Origin of the sequence: Pseudoalteromonas sp. SG43-4 (assembly GCF_014164325.1) — a bacterium.
Taxonomy (GTDB): Bacteria; Pseudomonadota; Gammaproteobacteria; order Enterobacterales; family Alteromonadaceae; genus Pseudoalteromonas; species Pseudoalteromonas distincta.
In genome coordinates this window covers 95,690-113,350 of record NZ_JACJFB010000009.1, presented here as the reverse complement: position 1 = coordinate 113,350, position 17,661 = coordinate 95,690, and the positions used below count along the sequence as shown (strand labels likewise).

At 40.2% G+C, this 17,661-nt stretch carries 12 protein-coding genes; 5 read left to right on the top strand and 7 right to left on the bottom strand.

The window, feature by feature from the left end:
• Positions 1–114: 114 nt before the first annotated feature.
• Positions 115–3,918 carry a bifunctional proline dehydrogenase/L-glutamate gamma-semialdehyde dehydrogenase PutA gene (putA, locus tag H5160_RS10870; RefSeq protein ID WP_024596881.1) on the top strand — a complete coding sequence of 1,268 codons (3,804 nt, stop codon included), beginning with the start codon at positions 115–117 and terminating at the stop codon, positions 3,916–3,918.
• A gap of 118 nt (positions 3,919–4,036) precedes the next feature.
• On the top strand, positions 4,037–5,230 hold the full coding sequence (locus H5160_RS10865; RefSeq protein WP_165723571.1) for an HD-GYP domain-containing protein: 1,194 nt from the start codon (positions 4,037–4,039) through the stop codon (positions 5,228–5,230).
• Positions 5,231–5,283: 53 nt separating this feature from the next.
• On the opposite strand, the gene H5160_RS10860 is transcribed toward H5160_RS10865, so the two are convergent.
• The 6 genes from H5160_RS10860 to H5160_RS10835 all read right to left on the bottom strand — a co-directional run bounded on the left by H5160_RS10860 (position 5,284) and on the right by H5160_RS10835 (position 10,722).
• Complete coding sequence (locus tag H5160_RS10860; RefSeq protein ID WP_165723572.1) at positions 5,284–6,321, bottom strand: general secretion pathway protein GspB; 1,038 nt, start codon at positions 6,319–6,321, stop codon at positions 5,284–5,286.
• A gap of 11 nt (positions 6,322–6,332) precedes the next feature.
• On the bottom strand, positions 6,333–7,250 hold the full coding sequence (locus tag H5160_RS10855) for an ExeA family protein (protein ID WP_024596878.1): 918 nt from the start codon (positions 7,248–7,250) through the stop codon (positions 6,333–6,335).
• A 165-nt stretch (positions 7,251–7,415) separates the two neighbouring features.
• Complete coding sequence (locus tag H5160_RS10850) at positions 7,416–7,934, bottom strand: DUF1566 domain-containing protein (RefSeq protein ID WP_024596877.1); 519 nt, start codon at positions 7,932–7,934, stop codon at positions 7,416–7,418.
• A gap of 9 nt (positions 7,935–7,943) precedes the next feature.
• Positions 7,944–9,593, bottom strand: a complete 1,650-nt coding sequence (locus H5160_RS10845; RefSeq protein WP_182737435.1) for a DUF1566 domain-containing protein — start codon at positions 9,591–9,593, stop codon at positions 7,944–7,946.
• A 69-nt stretch (positions 9,594–9,662) separates the two neighbouring features.
• Entirely contained in the window at positions 9,663–9,995 is a 333-nt protein-coding gene (locus H5160_RS10840) for a hypothetical protein (protein WP_024596875.1), read from the bottom strand.
• A 22-nt stretch (positions 9,996–10,017) separates the two neighbouring features.
• Positions 10,018–10,722: a DUF2982 domain-containing protein gene (locus H5160_RS10835; protein ID WP_024596874.1), complete on the bottom strand. Its 705-nt coding sequence runs from the start codon at positions 10,720–10,722 to the stop codon at positions 10,018–10,020.
• A 246-nt stretch (positions 10,723–10,968) separates the two neighbouring features.
• Between H5160_RS10835 and H5160_RS10830 the strand changes: the two genes are divergently transcribed.
• From H5160_RS10830 to msrA, 3 genes are all read left to right on the top strand, one after another.
• Positions 10,969–12,021 carry an efflux RND transporter periplasmic adaptor subunit gene (locus H5160_RS10830; RefSeq protein WP_002958748.1) on the top strand — a complete coding sequence of 351 codons (1,053 nt, stop codon included), beginning with the start codon at positions 10,969–10,971 and terminating at the stop codon, positions 12,019–12,021.
• 3 nt (positions 12,022–12,024) lie between these two features.
• Positions 12,025–15,123, top strand: a complete 3,099-nt coding sequence (locus H5160_RS10825; protein WP_024603401.1) for an efflux RND transporter permease subunit — start codon at positions 12,025–12,027, stop codon at positions 15,121–15,123.
• 85 nt (positions 15,124–15,208) lie between these two features.
• Entirely contained in the window at positions 15,209–15,745 is a 537-nt protein-coding gene (gene msrA / locus H5160_RS10820; RefSeq protein WP_182720276.1) for a peptide-methionine (S)-S-oxide reductase MsrA, read from the top strand.
• A 77-nt stretch (positions 15,746–15,822) separates the two neighbouring features.
• On the opposite strand, the gene H5160_RS10815 is transcribed toward msrA, so the two are convergent.
• Positions 15,823–17,649 carry a TonB-dependent receptor domain-containing protein gene (locus tag H5160_RS10815; RefSeq protein WP_182737434.1) on the bottom strand — a complete coding sequence of 609 codons (1,827 nt, stop codon included), beginning with the start codon at positions 17,647–17,649 and terminating at the stop codon, positions 15,823–15,825.
• Positions 17,650–17,661 lie beyond the last annotated feature (12 nt).

The following is a 17,661-nucleotide window of genomic DNA, read 5'->3' as shown; positions in this document are numbered from 1 at the left end:
GCGAAATTTAACCAGCATATTCTGCTGAATTTTAATTAGAATGCACTCACAATATCACTGGTAATTTATTGGTAATTAATTTTACTTTAATTCTTAACATCCTGAGGGTTGCTTATGTTATTCAACGGCGATTTAACTACTACTTGTCCTATCAGACAAAGAATCCGTGACTTCTACCGCATAGATGAAAATGCAGTTATTGATCATATTTTACCGCTTGCAGAAGTAGGCGTAAAAGCACGAAGTCGTGCCTGGGAAAGAGCCCGCCAGATTGTTTTGAACATTCGTAAAGAGCAAGATGGGCAAGGCGGTGTTGATGCGCTTTTAAATGAATTTTCACTCTCTAGTGAAGAAGGCGTTGTATTAATGTGTTTGGCCGAAGCACTGCTTCGCGTACCAGATAAAGCAACTCAAGATGTACTTATTCGTGACAAGTTAGCCAAAGGTGATTGGAGCTCTCATCTAGGAAGCAGCGATTCTTTATTTGTAAACGCATCTTCTTGGGGATTATTAGTTACCGGTAAAATGGTTAACTACACAGACAAAACTAAAGAACAACAGTTCGGCATGCTTAAAAAGACCATTGGTCGTTTAGGTGAGCCAGTTATTCGTAAGTCTGTAAACTTTGCTATGAAAATTATGGGCAAGCAATTCGTAATGGGTCGTACCATTGACGAAGCAATTGAACGTGCTGCCGAAACAGAGCAAAAAGGTTATGTGTATTCTTACGATATGCTAGGCGAAGGCGCGCGCACAATGAAAGATGCGAAGCGTTACTTTGACAGCTACATGAATGCTATACACTCAATTGGTAAAGCGGCCAATGGTCGTGGTCCAATTAAGAGCCCTGGCATTTCAGTTAAGCTTTCTGCTATTCATCCGCGCTATGAGTTCACTCATAAAGACCGTGTGATGGAAGAAATAGTCCCTAAGTTAAAAGAACTTGCTCTTGCCGCTAAAAAATACGATATCGGCTTTACCGTTGATGCAGAAGAAGCAGACCGTTTAGATATTTCATTAGATGTAATTGAAGCGGTATTCAGTGATGAAGATCTTGGTGATTGGCAAGGGTTTGGCTTAGCGGTTCAAGCCTATCAAAAACGCGCTATTTTTGTAATTGAATGGCTAACTGACCTTGCAACCCGCGTTGGTCGCAAGATGATGGTACGTCTAGTTAAAGGCGCATACTGGGATACTGAAATCAAAACCACACAGCAAGATGGTTTAGATCACTACCCAGTATTTACCCGCAAAGCAACAACAGACGTTTCTTACAAAGCGTGTGCTATTAAAATGCTTGAAGCGCGCGATGTGCTTTATCCACAATTTGCTACACATAACGCTTACACTGCCGCGACTATTTTAGAAGTAGCCAAAGGCGACAACACAGGTTTCGAATTTCAACGTTTGCACGGTATGGGTGAGTCATTATTCGACCAAATCGTTAACGAAGAAAAAATTCAATGCCGCGTATATGCCCCAGTTGGTCAACACGAAGACCTCCTTGCGTATCTTGTTCGTCGTTTGTTAGAAAATGGTGCTAACTCATCATTTGTAAACGCCATTGTAGATACAACAAAACCTGTTGAATCATTACTACCAGACCCTGTAGAAACATTGCAAGGCTTGCGTAACAAGTACAATACGCAAATCAAAATGCCAATTGATTTATACGGTGAAGAACGTGCTAACTCTAAAGGCATGGATTTAACCGACATTAACGTTATTACCCCTTTCAAAGAGAATCTTGAAACATGGTTTAACGAGCACTTAATTGAGCAAAGCCAAGTACCTGAAGGCTCATTAGCTGTTAAAAACCCAGCAAATCACAAAGAAATCATCGGCCACGTTAAATTGCAAACTGGCGAAGAGATGAAAGTATTACTGGCTAACGCTGAAGCTGCACTTGAATCATGGTCACAAACACCAGTAAGAGAGCGAGCTAACTTACTGCGTCGCGTTGCTGATATCTTAGAGCGTCATCACGACGAACTTGTTGCCATCTGTATTAAAGAAGCAGGTAAAGTAGCGCAAGATGGTATTGATGAAGTACGTGAAGCGGTTGATTTTTGCCGTTACTACGCGGCGCGCGCTGAGGAGCTATCGCAAGATGAGCGTTTTGAAGCCCGTGGCGTTATTTTATGTATTAGCCCGTGGAACTTCCCGCTTGCAATATTCTTAGGCCAAGTTGCCGCTGCGATAGTTACAGGTAACACTGTAATTGCAAAGCCTGCTGAGCAAACAAGTTTAATCGCCCTTCGTGCTATTGAACTAATGCTGTCTGTTGGTTTACCTGAGCATGTTGTTCAACCGGTTATTGCTCGTGGTTCTGAAGTAGGCAAAACAATTGTTCCTGATGAACGCATTCAAGCGGTTATGTTTACAGGTTCTACTGAAACAGGCACATTAATTTCTCAAACACTTGCTGCACGTAACGATATTCAAGTACCGTTAATTGCAGAAACAGGTGGCCAAAACTGTATGATTGTTGACTCAACGGCGCTTCCTGAGCAAGTAGTTGACGATGTGATCAGTTCTGGTTTTCAAAGTGCTGGGCAACGTTGTTCTGCTCTTCGTGTTTTATTCATTCAAGATGACGTAGCAGATGGCATTATCGAAATGCTTAAAGGTGCCCTAGCTGAGCTACACATTGGCGACCCATCGTTACTATCAACTGATGTTGGTCCGGTAATTGATGAAAAAGCACTTAAAAACTTAAACGAGCACGTTGAGTACTTAAAAGGTAACTCTATACTTCATTACGAGTGTAAAATTCCGGATAACACTCAAAATGGCGCATACTTTTTTGCACCTCGTTTATACGAAATCAAAGATTTATCAGTACTTAAGCGTGAAGTATTTGGCCCATGTGTTCATATTGTTCGCTTTAAATCGAGCGAACTTGATGATGTAATGGATCAAATTAACAACACAGGTTATGGCTTAACAATGGGTGTACATTCACGTATTGAAGAGCGCTGTGAGTACCTTGCTAAAATGTCACGTGCGGGTAATGTTTACATTAACCGAAACATGATTGGTGCTATTGTTGGTGTGCAACCATTTGGTGGCCGTGGTTTATCAGGTACTGGCCCTAAAGCCGGTGGCCCTAACTACCTTCAACGTTTAGTAAAAGAAAAGGCATCACCAGATAACGTGCAAATGACAAACCTGACGCCAGATGAGCTTGATTTACACCACTACAGCGGTGCAAATGAGCAAGTTAAAAAGCTAATGGCTAACTCAATGCGCGATGAAAAAATCTGGCGTGCAACACCACTAAACGACCGAGTTTCGGCTGTACGTCAGTTGCTTGCTAAAATCGCGACGGTAGAAATTATCGACGATTTAGCAGACGATTTAGCATTAACATTATCAGAAGCTCGTGCACAGCTTAACCGCCTTGAAAAGCACATGCGTAAATTTACTACCCTGCCAGGGCCAACGGGTGAGTCTAATACACTTCATCTAGAAGCGCGTGGTTGTGTAGTGTGTTATGCAGATAAGAGCACATCATTTAACTTCTGGGCATTGTCTATCATTACCGCTATTGCCGCAGGTAATACGGTAATTACTGTAGCGTCTGAGCTGTTTTACGATGAAGCTGTTGCCTTTAAAGATAAATTTATCTCTACAGGTGTTGCTGAAGGTGTTTTCCAAGTAGCTAAACCTAATCAGTTACAAGCTATCTTAGCTCACCCTCATTTAGCTGGTGCGGTAGTTGCCGCTCGCTCGTCTCGTTTAGGCTACTTCAGCCAACAGCTTGCACAGCGTAAAGGCGCAATTTTACCGGTAATTAGCTCTGAGTATTACGATACATTAATCAAGCGCTTAATTACTGAAAAAACAATTAGTATTGATACAACAGCATCAGGCGGTAATACCTCGCTAATGACGCTTGTTGAAGATGATGAATAATTAAGCTAATAGTTTTTCACTAAAAAATAAAAAAAGGCACTGTAAAGTGCCTTTTTTATTTGGTCGTTACGTATAAGTTTGTTAGTTTAAAAGTAGATTAACAACTGAAGCCGTAAAATTGAAAACCATTCCTATTACTAAGTTAGTCCCAGGTATGTTTGTGCAAAGCGTTACCAAACAAACTGGCAGTATTAAAATTAAAAACCAAGGCTGGGTTAAAACTCAAGCTGGTATTAATAACCTGATAAAAGCAGGTATTTTAGAAGTAGAAATTGACCCAGATAAAACCCTCATTGATTCAGTCCCTGAAAAAGATCCTATCGCTACACCTACAACAAAAATAAAGCGTGATCCTTGGCAAAAAATAAACAGCGCTGAGCAAGAAATGGGAAAAGCAAAAAAGCTTTATGACGAAGCAAAAACACTGCAAATAAAAGCATTTAAAGATATAAAAGCTGGCCGTGATATAGATATAGGGCCGTTTAGAGAACTGGCAAGTGGCTTTATGGATTCTGTTTTTAGAAATCAAGATGCCCTAGCCTGCCTTACCCAAATGCGCCAAAAAGATGCCTACCTACTTGAGCACTCAATTAATGTATCAATATTAATGGGTATTTTTGCAAAACACTTAAATATAGAGAAAGACACTATTGTTGAGCTGACTACCGGCGCACTATTACACGACATTGGTAAAATAAAAATCCCTGATGAAGTGCTAAACAAACCTGGGCGCTTTACAGACGACGAATTTAAAATAATGAAAATGCATTCGCTTTTCAGTAAAGAGATATTAGAAGACTCTGGGTTAACAGGGATCGCGGTAGATATTGCAGGTATGCACCACGAAAGACTCGATGGTAAAGGCTACCCGTTTGGTAAAAAAGGTGACGAGATAAGTCAGTATGTGCGTATGGCGTCAATTGTAGATGTTTATGATGCACTTACCGCAGAACGTGTTTATAAAGCAGGCATGGAGCCAATAAAGGCGTTTAAAATATTAAAAGACGGGTGCCCTGATAGCTTTGATCCTGTGCTGCTTAATAAATTTATTCAATGTATTGGCATCCATCCGGTAGGAACGCTTGTAAGGTTATCGAGTCAAAGAGTGGGTTTGGTCACCGAGAGTAATCCGGGGGCACCACTAAAACCTGTCGTTAAAACATTTTACAGCGCTAAGCATAGCCGCTACACCGAAGTAAAAGATATTGATTTATCTAATAAAAAAACTGTAGACACTCTTGAGTCAGCGATTAAACCTAAAGAATATAACATTGATTTAGAACGCTTTTATAAAAATTCAATATTATCCTAAGCACTATTGAGAGCTCAATATTCTACCGAGCTCTCAACATGATAACTAAGCGCTTACTGCGGCCAGTCTTGCAAAGCTTTTAAGCTAAACTCATAACCATCAAAATCTAGCACACTTTGCTCAGGTGTAATTTCTGTGACTGTTAGAGCTCCTATGCTTTCTCCTTCGTGTAATTCTCGGCCATTTAGCTTGATCCAACGTTTATCAGCACTCGATGAATATATATGCGCTTGATATTTAATACTAGGTAACATTGATTGCAAACCATCAGGTAATAACTCAACAGGCTCAACACGTGATGACGTTTTTGACGCTTGAGTAACTTCATAATCTTGGTTTTTTTCGACATCTTGTATAGCTTGCGCAAATGCATTTTTAAGAGTTGTAGGCACAGCATCAAGCTCAGGGTCACTCGTCTGTTGAGATTGGGTGCTGCCATTAATTGGCTTACCCAATACTTTATATTTACTCATATCAAGTTGAGCCGATGCGGTATTTTGATTTTGCCCAAATACCGCAGTGTTTTGTGCATTATTTGGATTGTAATTACTTTGTGGGTTAAACGCTGGCTGATTATAATTTTGAACAGGCATTACTTGTTGCATGTTTTGCTGATTATAACCTGCTGCGCTCGTGACCTGGCTCGACGGCATAGGAATATACTGACCATTTGGGGTTAATAACATTTGCTGTACACCATTGGGGGTTTGCACATGCACAAGTTGCCCTTCAATCGTTGCAGTATTTGTTGGAGCTACTTTAGCAGGCTCCAACTTAGCTACTTGCTGTTTTTCAGCTTCAGCATCTTCCTCTTTAACGTCTTTGTTAGGCGATGATTTTTCGCTTTCCACCACCTTAATTACAGCGGGTTCCGCTGCGTTTAATAAAGTCGTACTTTGAAACCACTTTCCGGCGGTAAAGCCACCCGCTACCGCAATAAAAGCAGCTAAGCTTGTACCAAATACTAATGCTAATCGTCTATAACGCTTAAGTGCTTGCTGTTGCTTTAACTGCTCAGATTGTAAGTCGTACTGTTCAGCACTCATATCTGATTGCTGCGACTGCTTTAGCGCATCTAATAAATAAGACATAACTTACCTAACTATAAAATAAATGAAAGCCCAATGCCTACGGCAAATAAAGCAGCGAATGCAAGGCTATAGGGTACAAATGACGTTGCTTTGTTAGCTTCGTTAACCGGTGCGACAAAATCCATGGGTAATGACTCATGGGCTGATTTTTTTATTATATCGCTATCAACTATCAACTGCTGCTTTGCAAAAGTCCCAACTAAAGCACGCTCACAGACCAAGTTCATTAATCGTGGCACACCGCCAGTTAATTGATGAACAGCTTGCATGGCATCCATCGAAAAGATTCCTTTATCACACCCTGCAATATGTAACCGATGCTTTATGTAAGCGACTGTTTGGCCTTGCGTAAGTGGTAATAAATGGTAACGAGCCGTTATCCTCTGGGCAAGTTGCCTTAATTCGTTGCGCTTCAAAAGTTCTTGCAGCTCTGGTTGACCAACCAATACTATTTGTAATAATTTTTTATGATCGGTTTCTATATTTGTCAGCAAACGTAATTGCTCAAGCACGTTAGGGGCAAGTAATTGTGCTTCGTCAATAATAAGTATAGTGTGCCCGCCCGATTTATTATTAGTCTCTAAATGCTTTTTTATAATATCGGTAAGACTTTTAAGCGTCGCATTATGAACATCGTAACTAATGTTGAGCTCATCACAAATACTGGCTAATAACTCCAGCTCTGAAAGCGCTGGATTATGGATCATCGCTACTTGAGTGTTTTCAGGAAGCTGCTCTAACATACTGCGGGTAATTGTTGTTTTACCTGTACCTACTTCACCTGTTAATAATACAAAACCACCGTCTTCACCTAATCCATAGGTAAGGTGTGCTAAGGCTTCTTTATGTCGTTCACTTAAAAATAAGTAATGAGGGTTGGGCGAGATCGAAAAAGGTTTTTCGTTCAGGCCAAAATAGCTTAAATACACCGTGATGTTCCTTCGTAATTAAATCACGGCCTATAATGGCAAAAAAATGCGCTGAGTGACAACGTTGTAAGCGCTTTATTATTGAAATAACGTAAATTTATGTAAAACAAAAAAGTGCAGCTGTTTTAAGGCTGCACTTTTGTCTGTCTAATCTTAGTATGCATTTTACTCTTCGTAGCGCACTAACCGTAAATACACATTACTGGTTTTAGCATGTAAGCTATTCAACCCACTATCAAATTGATAAACCCACGCTGAGCTCATTGTGCTTACACCCGATGTATTTGACCAATAGTTTTGAAGCTTAGTGCCCAAAAATACGTCTTCATTAATACTCGGCTCTGTGCAACTGTGCTCTAAAATACTCGCCAATTCTTTAATGTTAGGCATTTGCCAATCATCGTAATCTGCGGTTGTATCATTTTTAGCACCGCGTAGTGCCTCTTGCCAAGTAAGAGAAGGTGTTGAACCTTCACAAAGTTGTGTCTCTGTATTATAAGTTTGCCCATAACTACAGCGTTGCCACATAAGGCCTGTTTCACTATCAGACACTGTGCCATCTGCATTTATGGTAAATCTATCTGTCGGTGTTGTGGTATCTGCACCGTCGTAGCACGTTTGCGCCGCTGCAATATTAAAGCTCAAACTTATAGTTGCTAGTGCATAGAGTAATTTAAATTTCATTATTTTCTCCTAACGACTTCTAACTAAACGTACATAAGCAGTATTTTCTTTTGGATAAGCAAGGTCGTTACCATCACTCATATCAATGATATACGCTTGAGATAAACTGGTACCATCAGCTGCTGTTTGTGAGGTCCAGTAACGTAAATGGCTTAATGCACTTTCACTTGGCATATTAGGAAAAAATGCCTCATCAATTAATATACTTTGCCCTTGTTTACCGTAATCAATTAAGCCCAAAAGCTCTGTATAAGTAGGTAATCGCCAGTTTGTACCACCACAAAAATCTAAATCATTAACTTCGTTTATATAACTTTGTACTCCACAACTTGTATTGTCCGGACACGTTGAATTGGCTGTACTGGTATCGGTAAAAGTCGTATTCCCTACATCCCAAAAGTAATGATTTTGACCATCACGTAACGAAGTATTTGGTACCGTGCCAGATGCCACACTTTTCACCTCCCATACAAGCCCAGTAACATTATCGCGTATACAGGTAAAGTCACTACTATCATCACCAACTTCATCAGCAAACTCATTAAGTTTAGTGTAATCAAACGCTAAATTACCTTTGCCAACTTTATCTAAGCGGTTTGCATAGCTATCGCGTCCAAGCTCTGCATCTTGCGCTGGAAAGTCATCACTTTCACAATTAATACGTTGAGTATTGTTATAACACTCACCAACACCACTATCGTTGATGAGTCCAAGTGCTTTGGGTGATACATCAACAAATAAAGAGTCTGTATCGGTGCGTCCTTTTGAGTCGGTTACCGTGACTTCAAAGCTCAATGTAGACTCAGTATCAACATCTGAGGCAAAAAATGTCGTTATACATTGGTCGCTATTGCTTAATGTTTCGCTATTACCGGTAAGTTGTTGCCATTCACACTTATAGGTATCGGTAACGGTTTCGCTATTTGTAGCATCAAGCGTTACTTGCTCAAACTCTTCGACATTTTGATCTGCGCCTGCATTTGCATCTACTAACTCATTTGTTTTGTTGAGTGTCATTGAATATTGAGTGCTCGCCTCGCCACCCTCATCATCAGTGACAGTTAGCTGCCAAGATAAATTCACGTTGCTTTCAAGTAATGGATGAGAAAAGCTAAGAGTTGATTCATTAAAACTCTCAATATCTAAATCAGGACCCGATAGCAATTGCCACAAATAACTATCAATTTGACCATTATCATCAGGATCGCTCGACTCTAGGGCACTCAAAGTCACTGTATCTTTGTATACAGAGGGAAGTGTTTCAGGAGATGTTTGTGTAACAACAGCAAGAGGTAGTTGGTTATTAGAGCTCACTGAAATAGAAATGTCGTCACTAACAGCGCTACTACCTGTACTTTGATAGCTCACTCTTAATATTATTTCACTATCAGTTTTTACGTCAGGGGCTGTAAGTGTTTGCTCTGCGCCATCAAGCGGAAAACCTTCTAAGCTTGGGCCGCTAACCTGCTGCCATGAAAAGGTACCATCCGCAGGGGAACCTTGTGCTGTGATGGTAAATTCAGATTTTTCGATAATTTGTAAATCGGCTCCAGCATTAACAGACGTTTCAACAACTGTATTATCGCTATCACCGCCACCGCCTCCACACGCACTCAGTAAACTACAAGAAATGAGGGGGATTAAAGCAAACGCTTTCATACGCAGCACCTTATTATGTCAAATAATTACTATAGTGTAATCACTAGCAATAAAGATGCCATTAAAGTACTACATATATGTGTCTTGATGAATACGTACAAACAACTTCGTACCGATTTTACTGTAATCTATTTTGTATTCACGCCCGTCTAGAGCTTGAATAAACAGCAACTGCTTTTCTTCGCCAAATACATCAGCGCTACTTACATAAACCATTTCTAAATAACGCTCTTTTGCATCACGGCGGTTTTTAGGTAGTTCTTCTTTAAATGGCTCCAGACCATGTTGCGTTACTTTAATTCGAGGATGAATTTCAGAGTTTACAATCACTAAATCATGCTTTTTATCTTTATGTATTATGGTGTTTCGACCACTTTTTAAAAAGGCTCTCTCTTGACTCATTTTTCTTTCCTACAGTCGTAGCTTAATTACTAAGCTGCGACGCTATAAACTGACTAGGCTCGCGCTTCCACTTATTTAAGTTAGCACTAAATGCCCAAATATCTCTATCTAACACGCTGGCAGGCAATAATAAATCGTAACCTGTTAGCTGCTGAAGGTGCTTAGTTCTATTAGCAAACATGGCTATAAGCCCAGTATAGCTTATCCCTTTATGGGAGGTGTAATGTGTATCTTCTATTAACCATTCTGATGGGCAATTGCCATTTTTGCAATGTTTTTGAACAACTTGCATAAATAAATTACGCTGCTCTATTAATAATTTCCCTGCAATTCTAGGCGCTATGCTTGATAAAAAGTCGTCTATATCATTTACCTTAACGCCAACCGCATTTAATTCTAAATAGTCAAAGCCATCTTCTACTTTGGGTATTCCACTGTGATGAAAGTTACTATGAGGCATACACCAAGCTCCGTACTTGTGGCAATAAACGAGCTCAGATTCGCTTAATATAAGGCTATGGTATGGTTCTTGAGATTTTAAAAATCCAATAAAAATAGCCACAAGGCACAAGCTCACTAAAAATATTTCAAGTATGCTAATCTCACCCGGCCTCAGTAAATTAAATAACATAATAAAGACTAAGCCTATAGCACCTACAACAATCGCCTCAATTGCGTTTCGCGCGCCCTGTGCCCGAAACTTAATGACATTGTCAGATTTATCCATATTGGTAAAACACCATATAAAAAACAAACATAATAATGCCCCAAATTATGACCTTTCTTGTTGTTATACATAAGTTACAGCTAGTTTTAAATTTCATACATTACCGCTTTTTCCTCAACAAAATAGGAACAATGAATAAATCTTATTTACTTTTACGCTTAACGCACAAATTTATGAGATACATAACCGTCTTTTCACGGTCTTATTTCGTACAATACTTACAATTCATTTTCAGGTATGAAATCAATGTACTCAAGACAATCAGGTAAAGCACTTTTTCCATTTATTATTACGTTACTTCTAATATTTAGCGTTTATTTATATTTACCCGCTAGCCACGGCGAACAAGCCGATTCATCACAAATGTCTACCCAAGTAACGGCTCATACTGTTACCTCTGAGGAAAACGCAGTGATGATAGAGGCCATCGGTAGTGCACGTGCAAACCAAGCTATTTATATAAAAAGTGCGCAAAACGATTATGTCACAGATATATATTTTAAAGATGGCGACTTAGTCAGTAAAGGACAAAAATTAGTACAGTTACAAAGCCAACAAGAGCAACTTGCAGTTAAAGAACTCGGTATTAACTTACGTGAGGAAAAACGCCAGTTAGATCGCCTTACCGAACTTTCACGCTCGCAATCAACGGCAAAGTCATTACTTGAAGAACAATTATCTCGTGTTGATGCCACTGAAGCTCAACTAGAAAGCGCTAAAACAAAGTTAAATGAAATGACTATTACCGCGCCATTTTCAGGCCTGTTAGGTAAGCGTGAAATATCAGTTGGCGCCTACGTAAGCAACACAACAATAATCACCACACTTGATGATATTAGTATTATTAAAGTTGACTTCAAAGTACCTGAAAAATATTTAGCACAATTAAACATAGGTATGAAAGTACTTACCCAAAACGATGCCTACCCAGGGCAGACATTTAACGGCAAGGTAACGCATATTAGCTCGCGTATTGATTCGGTAACACGCAGTGTTGAAGTAACTGCAAGTTTTGCTAATAAATCAGGATTACTTCGCCCTGGTATGTTACTAAATACAGCACTTGAGCTAAGCAGTAACCAAGCTTTAATGGTGCCAGAAAAAGCGGTTATCCCTTTACAAGACAAACACTTTGTTTTTCAAATTCAAGACGGAGTAGCCAATAAGGTTGAAGTGCATGTTGCTGGCAGAAATAATGGCTGGGTTGCTATCGATGAAGGTTTAAATGATGGCGAGCAAATTGTTACTGAAGGGCTAATAAAAATTCGCTCTGGTAGTAAAGTAAGCGTAAAGGGGTAATACGTGAAAATTACTGATACTAGCGTTAAACGCCCCGTTTTTGCCATAGTAATTAATTTACTGCTTCTTACTTTTGGTCTGGTTGCATTTACTATGCTGCCACTTCGTGAGTACCCTGATATTGAAACACCAATAGTAAATATCAGCACTGAATACACAGGTGCTTCTGCCGAAATTATAGAAACAAAAATAACGCAAATAATAGAAAATCGAATTTCCGGTATTGAAGGCATTAAAAGTATAAACTCATCTAGTCGTAATGGGCGTTCAAACATTACCATTGAGTTTGATATTAACCGCGATATAGATGCCGCATCTAATGATGTACGCGAACGTGTAGCACGTGCACTTGATAGTTTACCCGATCAGGTACGCCCACCAGAAGTGTCTAAGTCAAATAGTGATGAAAGCCCAATCGCATGGTTTGTATTAAACAGCGAAACAATGGACTCGTTACAGCTCTCTGATTACGCACAGCGCTTTATCGTTGACCGTTTAGCCGTTGTAGATGGTGTATCTAACGTGCGTATTGGTGGTGAGCGCCAATACGCCATGAAAATTTGGCTAAACCGCCAAGCAATGGCTGCACGTGGCATTACCTCGAGCGATATTGAAAATACACTGCGTACAGAAAACGTTGAATTACCTGCCGGCGAAATAGAATCAATAGATCGCGACTTTACCGTGCGTACCGCACGTAGTTATAAAGATCAGCGCGATTTTAAAAACCTTGTTATTAAACGTGGTGAAGAAGGTTATTTAGTGCGTTTAGGTGAAGTTGCCGACGTAAAATTAGAAGCTGCCGATGACGAAAGCTTATTTCGTGGTAACGGGCGCAACATGATTGGCCTAGGAATTGTAAAACAAGCTAAAGCAAACACGCTTACCGTAGTAGATAACGCACGCAGTGAACTTGAAAAAATCAAACGTAACCTACCTGAAGGCACCACAATTCAAGACAGCTACGATTCGTCTGTATTTATTAAAGAATCAATTAGTGAAGTTTACAGCACACTTGCCATCTCTATGGGTTTAGTCGTACTCGTTATATTTTTGTTTTTAGGCAATATACGAGCAACGCTTATTCCTGCGGTTACCGTACCGGTCGCACTTGTTGGTAGCTTTATGTTTTTATTAGCAATGGGCTACTCAATCAACTTACTAACTTTACTTGCCTTAGTACTGGCTATTGGTTTAGTAGTAGATGATGCCATTGTAATGCTTGAAAACATTCACCGTCGTATTGAACTGGGTGAGCCGCCATTACTAGCTGCATATAGAGGTGCGCGTGAAGTTGGTTTTGCCATTGTCGCAACCACGCTTGTACTAATATCGGTGTTTGTGCCATTGGTGTTTATGGATGGCCGTATAGGGGCATTATTTACTGAGTTTGCAATGGCGGTAAGTGCTGCCGTATTTTTCTCAAGTGTTACAGCGCTGACTCTCGCACCAGCCTTGTGTTCTAAAGTACTTAAAGTATCAGACAAACCAAATAAATTTAGCCAATGGATGGACCGCCAGTTTACTAAAATTGAAGTAAGTTACCGTAATTCACTCTCCACCAACATAACCCGTAAATGGGGTTTAATGGTGAGCCTATTATTAGCGGGCTTTGTTAGTTACTCGTTGTTTTTACAAGTCCCCTCTGAGCTAACGCCAAAAGAAGACCGTGGCACGTTCTTTATTATGATGAGCGGCCCTGAGGGCGCAAGTTATGAAAATAATGCCGCTAATATGGCTAAAATTGAAGAACGCTTAATGCCTTACTCGCAAGCAGGTGAGCTAAGTCGCGTACTTGTTCGAGTACCTGGCTGGGGTGGCAGCGGCGGTGTTGCTATTGTTGGTATGGCCGATTGGGATAAACGCAAACGCTCAACATGGGAAGTAATGGACGAAATAAGCGGTAAAATGCAAGAAGTTACCGATGTTCGTGCATTTGCCATTATGCGCCGTGGTATTGGCGGTGGTGGTTCATCTCGCCCTATTGAGTTTGTATTGCAAGGTAATGATTATGCACAACTTGCCGATTGGCGTGACCGTATAATTAAGCGTGCTGAACAAAACCCAGGTTTAGTAAGAATCGATCATGATTATAAAGAAACCTTCCCGCAGTTTTTAGTCAGCATAGATAAAAACAAGGCCGCTGATTTAGGCGTTTCTGTATCTGATGTAGGCCGTACACTTGAAACAATGCTTGGCCAGCGCCGTGTTACAACCTTTATTGACCGTGGTGAAGAATACGATGTAATTTTAAAAGGGACTAAAGAAGACTTTACTAACCCTACTGACATTTCAAATATATATCTTAAATCACGAAGCGGTGAACTAGTCCCACTTGATAGCCTTATCAGCTTAAAAGAAGAAGCAACCGCATCGCGCTTAAACCGATACAACCGTATGCGCGCAATTACATTAAGCGCCAACTTAGCCGACGGTTATACGCTTGAGCAAGCGCTTAACTTTTTAAACGAAGTAGCCGCGCAAGAAAACGATATAGATGGCGCCGTAGATTACAAAGGCGAGTCGCAGCTTTATTACGAAGGCGCATCAGCGATGACCTACGTATTTATACTTGCACTCACTGTTACCTTTTTAGTACTGGCAGCACAGTTTGAAAGCTTTATGCATCCGTTCGTCATCATGCTTACCGTACCACTTGGTTTAATGGGCGCTATGTTCGGACTTTGGGCTACAGGACTTACCTTAAATATTTACAGCCAAATAGGTATTGTCATGCTCATAGGGCTAAGTGCTAAAAACGGTATTTTGATTGTAGAATTTACTAACCAACTACGCGATAAAGGCGTTGAATTTAGTGAAGCTATTTTGCAAGCAGCAACTCAGCGTTTGCGCCCTATTATTATGACCTCGCTGACTACGGTTATGAGTTCGGTACCTTTAGTACTTGCTTCAGGTCCGGGCGCTGAAAGCCGTATGGTGATAGGTGTAGTCGTGTTTACTGGGGTTATTGTATCGACCCTACTAACTCTTTTTGTTGTACCTGCTGCATATTATGCACTTGCACGTAACACTCAATCACCTGAATTTTTACAGCAAAAATTAGACAAACAAGCCGCTGAAAAACCTTTCGAAGAGATCTAGCCTCTTAATTGCGCCGTAACCTTGTTGTTGCGGCGCATACAATTTATGCTCGCCTTTAAACCCCATATACATTTTAGGAATACTTATGAGCTCAACAACGCAAGTAGCAACATTTGGTGGCGGCTGTTTTTGGTGTATAGATGCTGCATTTAGACGTGTAAATGGCGTACTAACCGTAAGCTCTGGCTACACCGGCGGTGAAACAAATAACCCAACATATGATTCTGTATGCTCAGGCACAACTGGTCACGCTGAGGTTGTTAAAATTGAATTTGACGCGATTGTAGTTAGCTTTGAAACACTCTTAGCAATGTTTTTCACACTGCATGATGCAACACAATTGAATCGCCAAGGTAACGATATAGGCACACAATATAGAAGTGTGGTTTACTATCACGATGAAGCTCAACTTAAGCAAACCAACGAAATGATAGCTCAACTGCAAAGCCATGTCGCTGAGCCAATTGTGACAGAAGTCAGCCCTGCCACTACGTATTATCCAGCAGAGCATTATCATCAAGATTACTATAACGAAAACCCACAGCAGGGTTACTGTAGTATTTTAATAGCACCTAAGTTACACAAGTTTGAAACCGTATTTAAAGAGTTCTTAGCTGACTAGCTAATTTTAGTAGTTAAACTTAGCTACACATTAAAAAGCCCGACATATGTCGGGCTTTTTAATATTAATAAATACAGTTAAAACTGGTAGCTTGCGCCTGCAAAAAAGCGACGCTCTGGCGTGTTGTAGTAATACACTTCACCCGTTGTAAAATCAGCGTTTGAATCAACAGCGTTATATTCTTTATCAAATAAGTTTTCTACACGAAGCGAAACTTCAATATGTTCATTTACTTGATAATTACCCGCTAGGTTCCAGAGTGTATAAGAGCCTAAGCGCGTCACAGCACCTTGTCGGTCGCTACGGTATTGCATGTCTAAGCTTGCATCAAAAGCACCAAACTGTTTTGCAAGTTCCCAGTTAAAAGTACGTTTAGCAACATTACGCAACTCTGCGCCCGTTTCTTCGTCTTCAGCGCTTAAGTAAGCAAAGTTAAGGTTGCTATCAAAACCAAAAAACTGCTGGGATAAGCTAAATTCAACCCCTTCGTAGCGTGCTTCATCGATATTAGCCAATGCAAAGTTTGCATCGTAATCAATCTTATCTTCTATATCGTTTCTAAATACTGCAATATCAACTTGCGCGATATCAAAATCTACACTCAAACCTAACTCACGGTTTACTGATTTTTCAGGTTGTAAATCAGGGTTACCATAAACTGGATAATATAAATCGTTAAATGTAGGAGCTTTAAAGCCAGTACTTTGGCTTATACGAAATGTTGCATCTTCAGATAAATGATAACCCGCAGCGGCGGTATACGTTGTTTCATCGCCAAATTGCTCGTCGTCATCTTGGCGAACAGTTAAATTAGCCAATATTTTATCTGCATCGTAGTAAGCACCTACAAACACGGCAAGTACATCTCGGCTGTCTTCAACAAATAGTTGCGAACTATGCGACACATCATCGTTGTACCAATTAATACCACCACTAATGTTAAGTTCATTAGATAACAGGTACTGGCCGTTATAATCAATTTGTGTACGTTTAGTTATAAAGGTACTTGTTGTTGGCCCAACTGAAAAATCAACATAAGTGTTATCTGAATCATCTGTTGAAAGCGCTAAATCAACACTATGCGTTTGGTTAGTGTAGTTTTTACTCCAACCTGCAGAAAGTTGATAGTTTTTAAAATCATCTCGTTCAATCGTACTGTCTGCTGGGCTAAAGCGACTGTCGTAATCTGCATAGCCTTCACTGTATTGGCCTAATAACTTAAAGTCGCCGTAATGTGCATCGGTGTAGTTTACTTTAAAACCAAGGTTTTTATTTTCATAACCATCTTCATCAGGTGCTACGCCTTGCAGTACATCAAAGTTATCTGTTTTTTCAAAGCCTGCGTTAAATGCTGTTGTTATATCATCTGATTTTACAGAGCCTGCAACTTGATAATTTTGATAAGAGTCAGAACCAAATGTAGCGCTTAGGGATAAGTTATCTGACTCACGCGTAATAATATTAATAACACCAGCGAGTGCATCAGAGCCATAAACAGCCGCGCGAGAGCCTTTAATAATTTCTATGCGTTCAATGCTATTTAGAGGGACATTATTTAATGCTTTTTGACCTAGTGTTGCTGAGCCTGTACGTACACCGTCAATTAAAATCAACGTATCGCCAGAGCCCGTACCACGAAGTGACACGCCTGTATTTTGACCAAAACCACCGTTTGGATTAACTTGAAAACCCACTCGCGTGCTTAAAAGTGTAGGTAAATCGCGTACGTTACTAGCTTCTATTTCAGCACGTTCAATAACATTTACACTCGCTAAAACGTCGTTAATTGATTGCTCAAACTTATTAGCTGTAACGGTTATTTTTTCAATTGATTGCTCTGCACCAGACACAGAAAATGAAAGCGCAGCAGAAATTGCAACGCCTAGAGTTGTTTTGTTTAACATGAGATCCCCTAC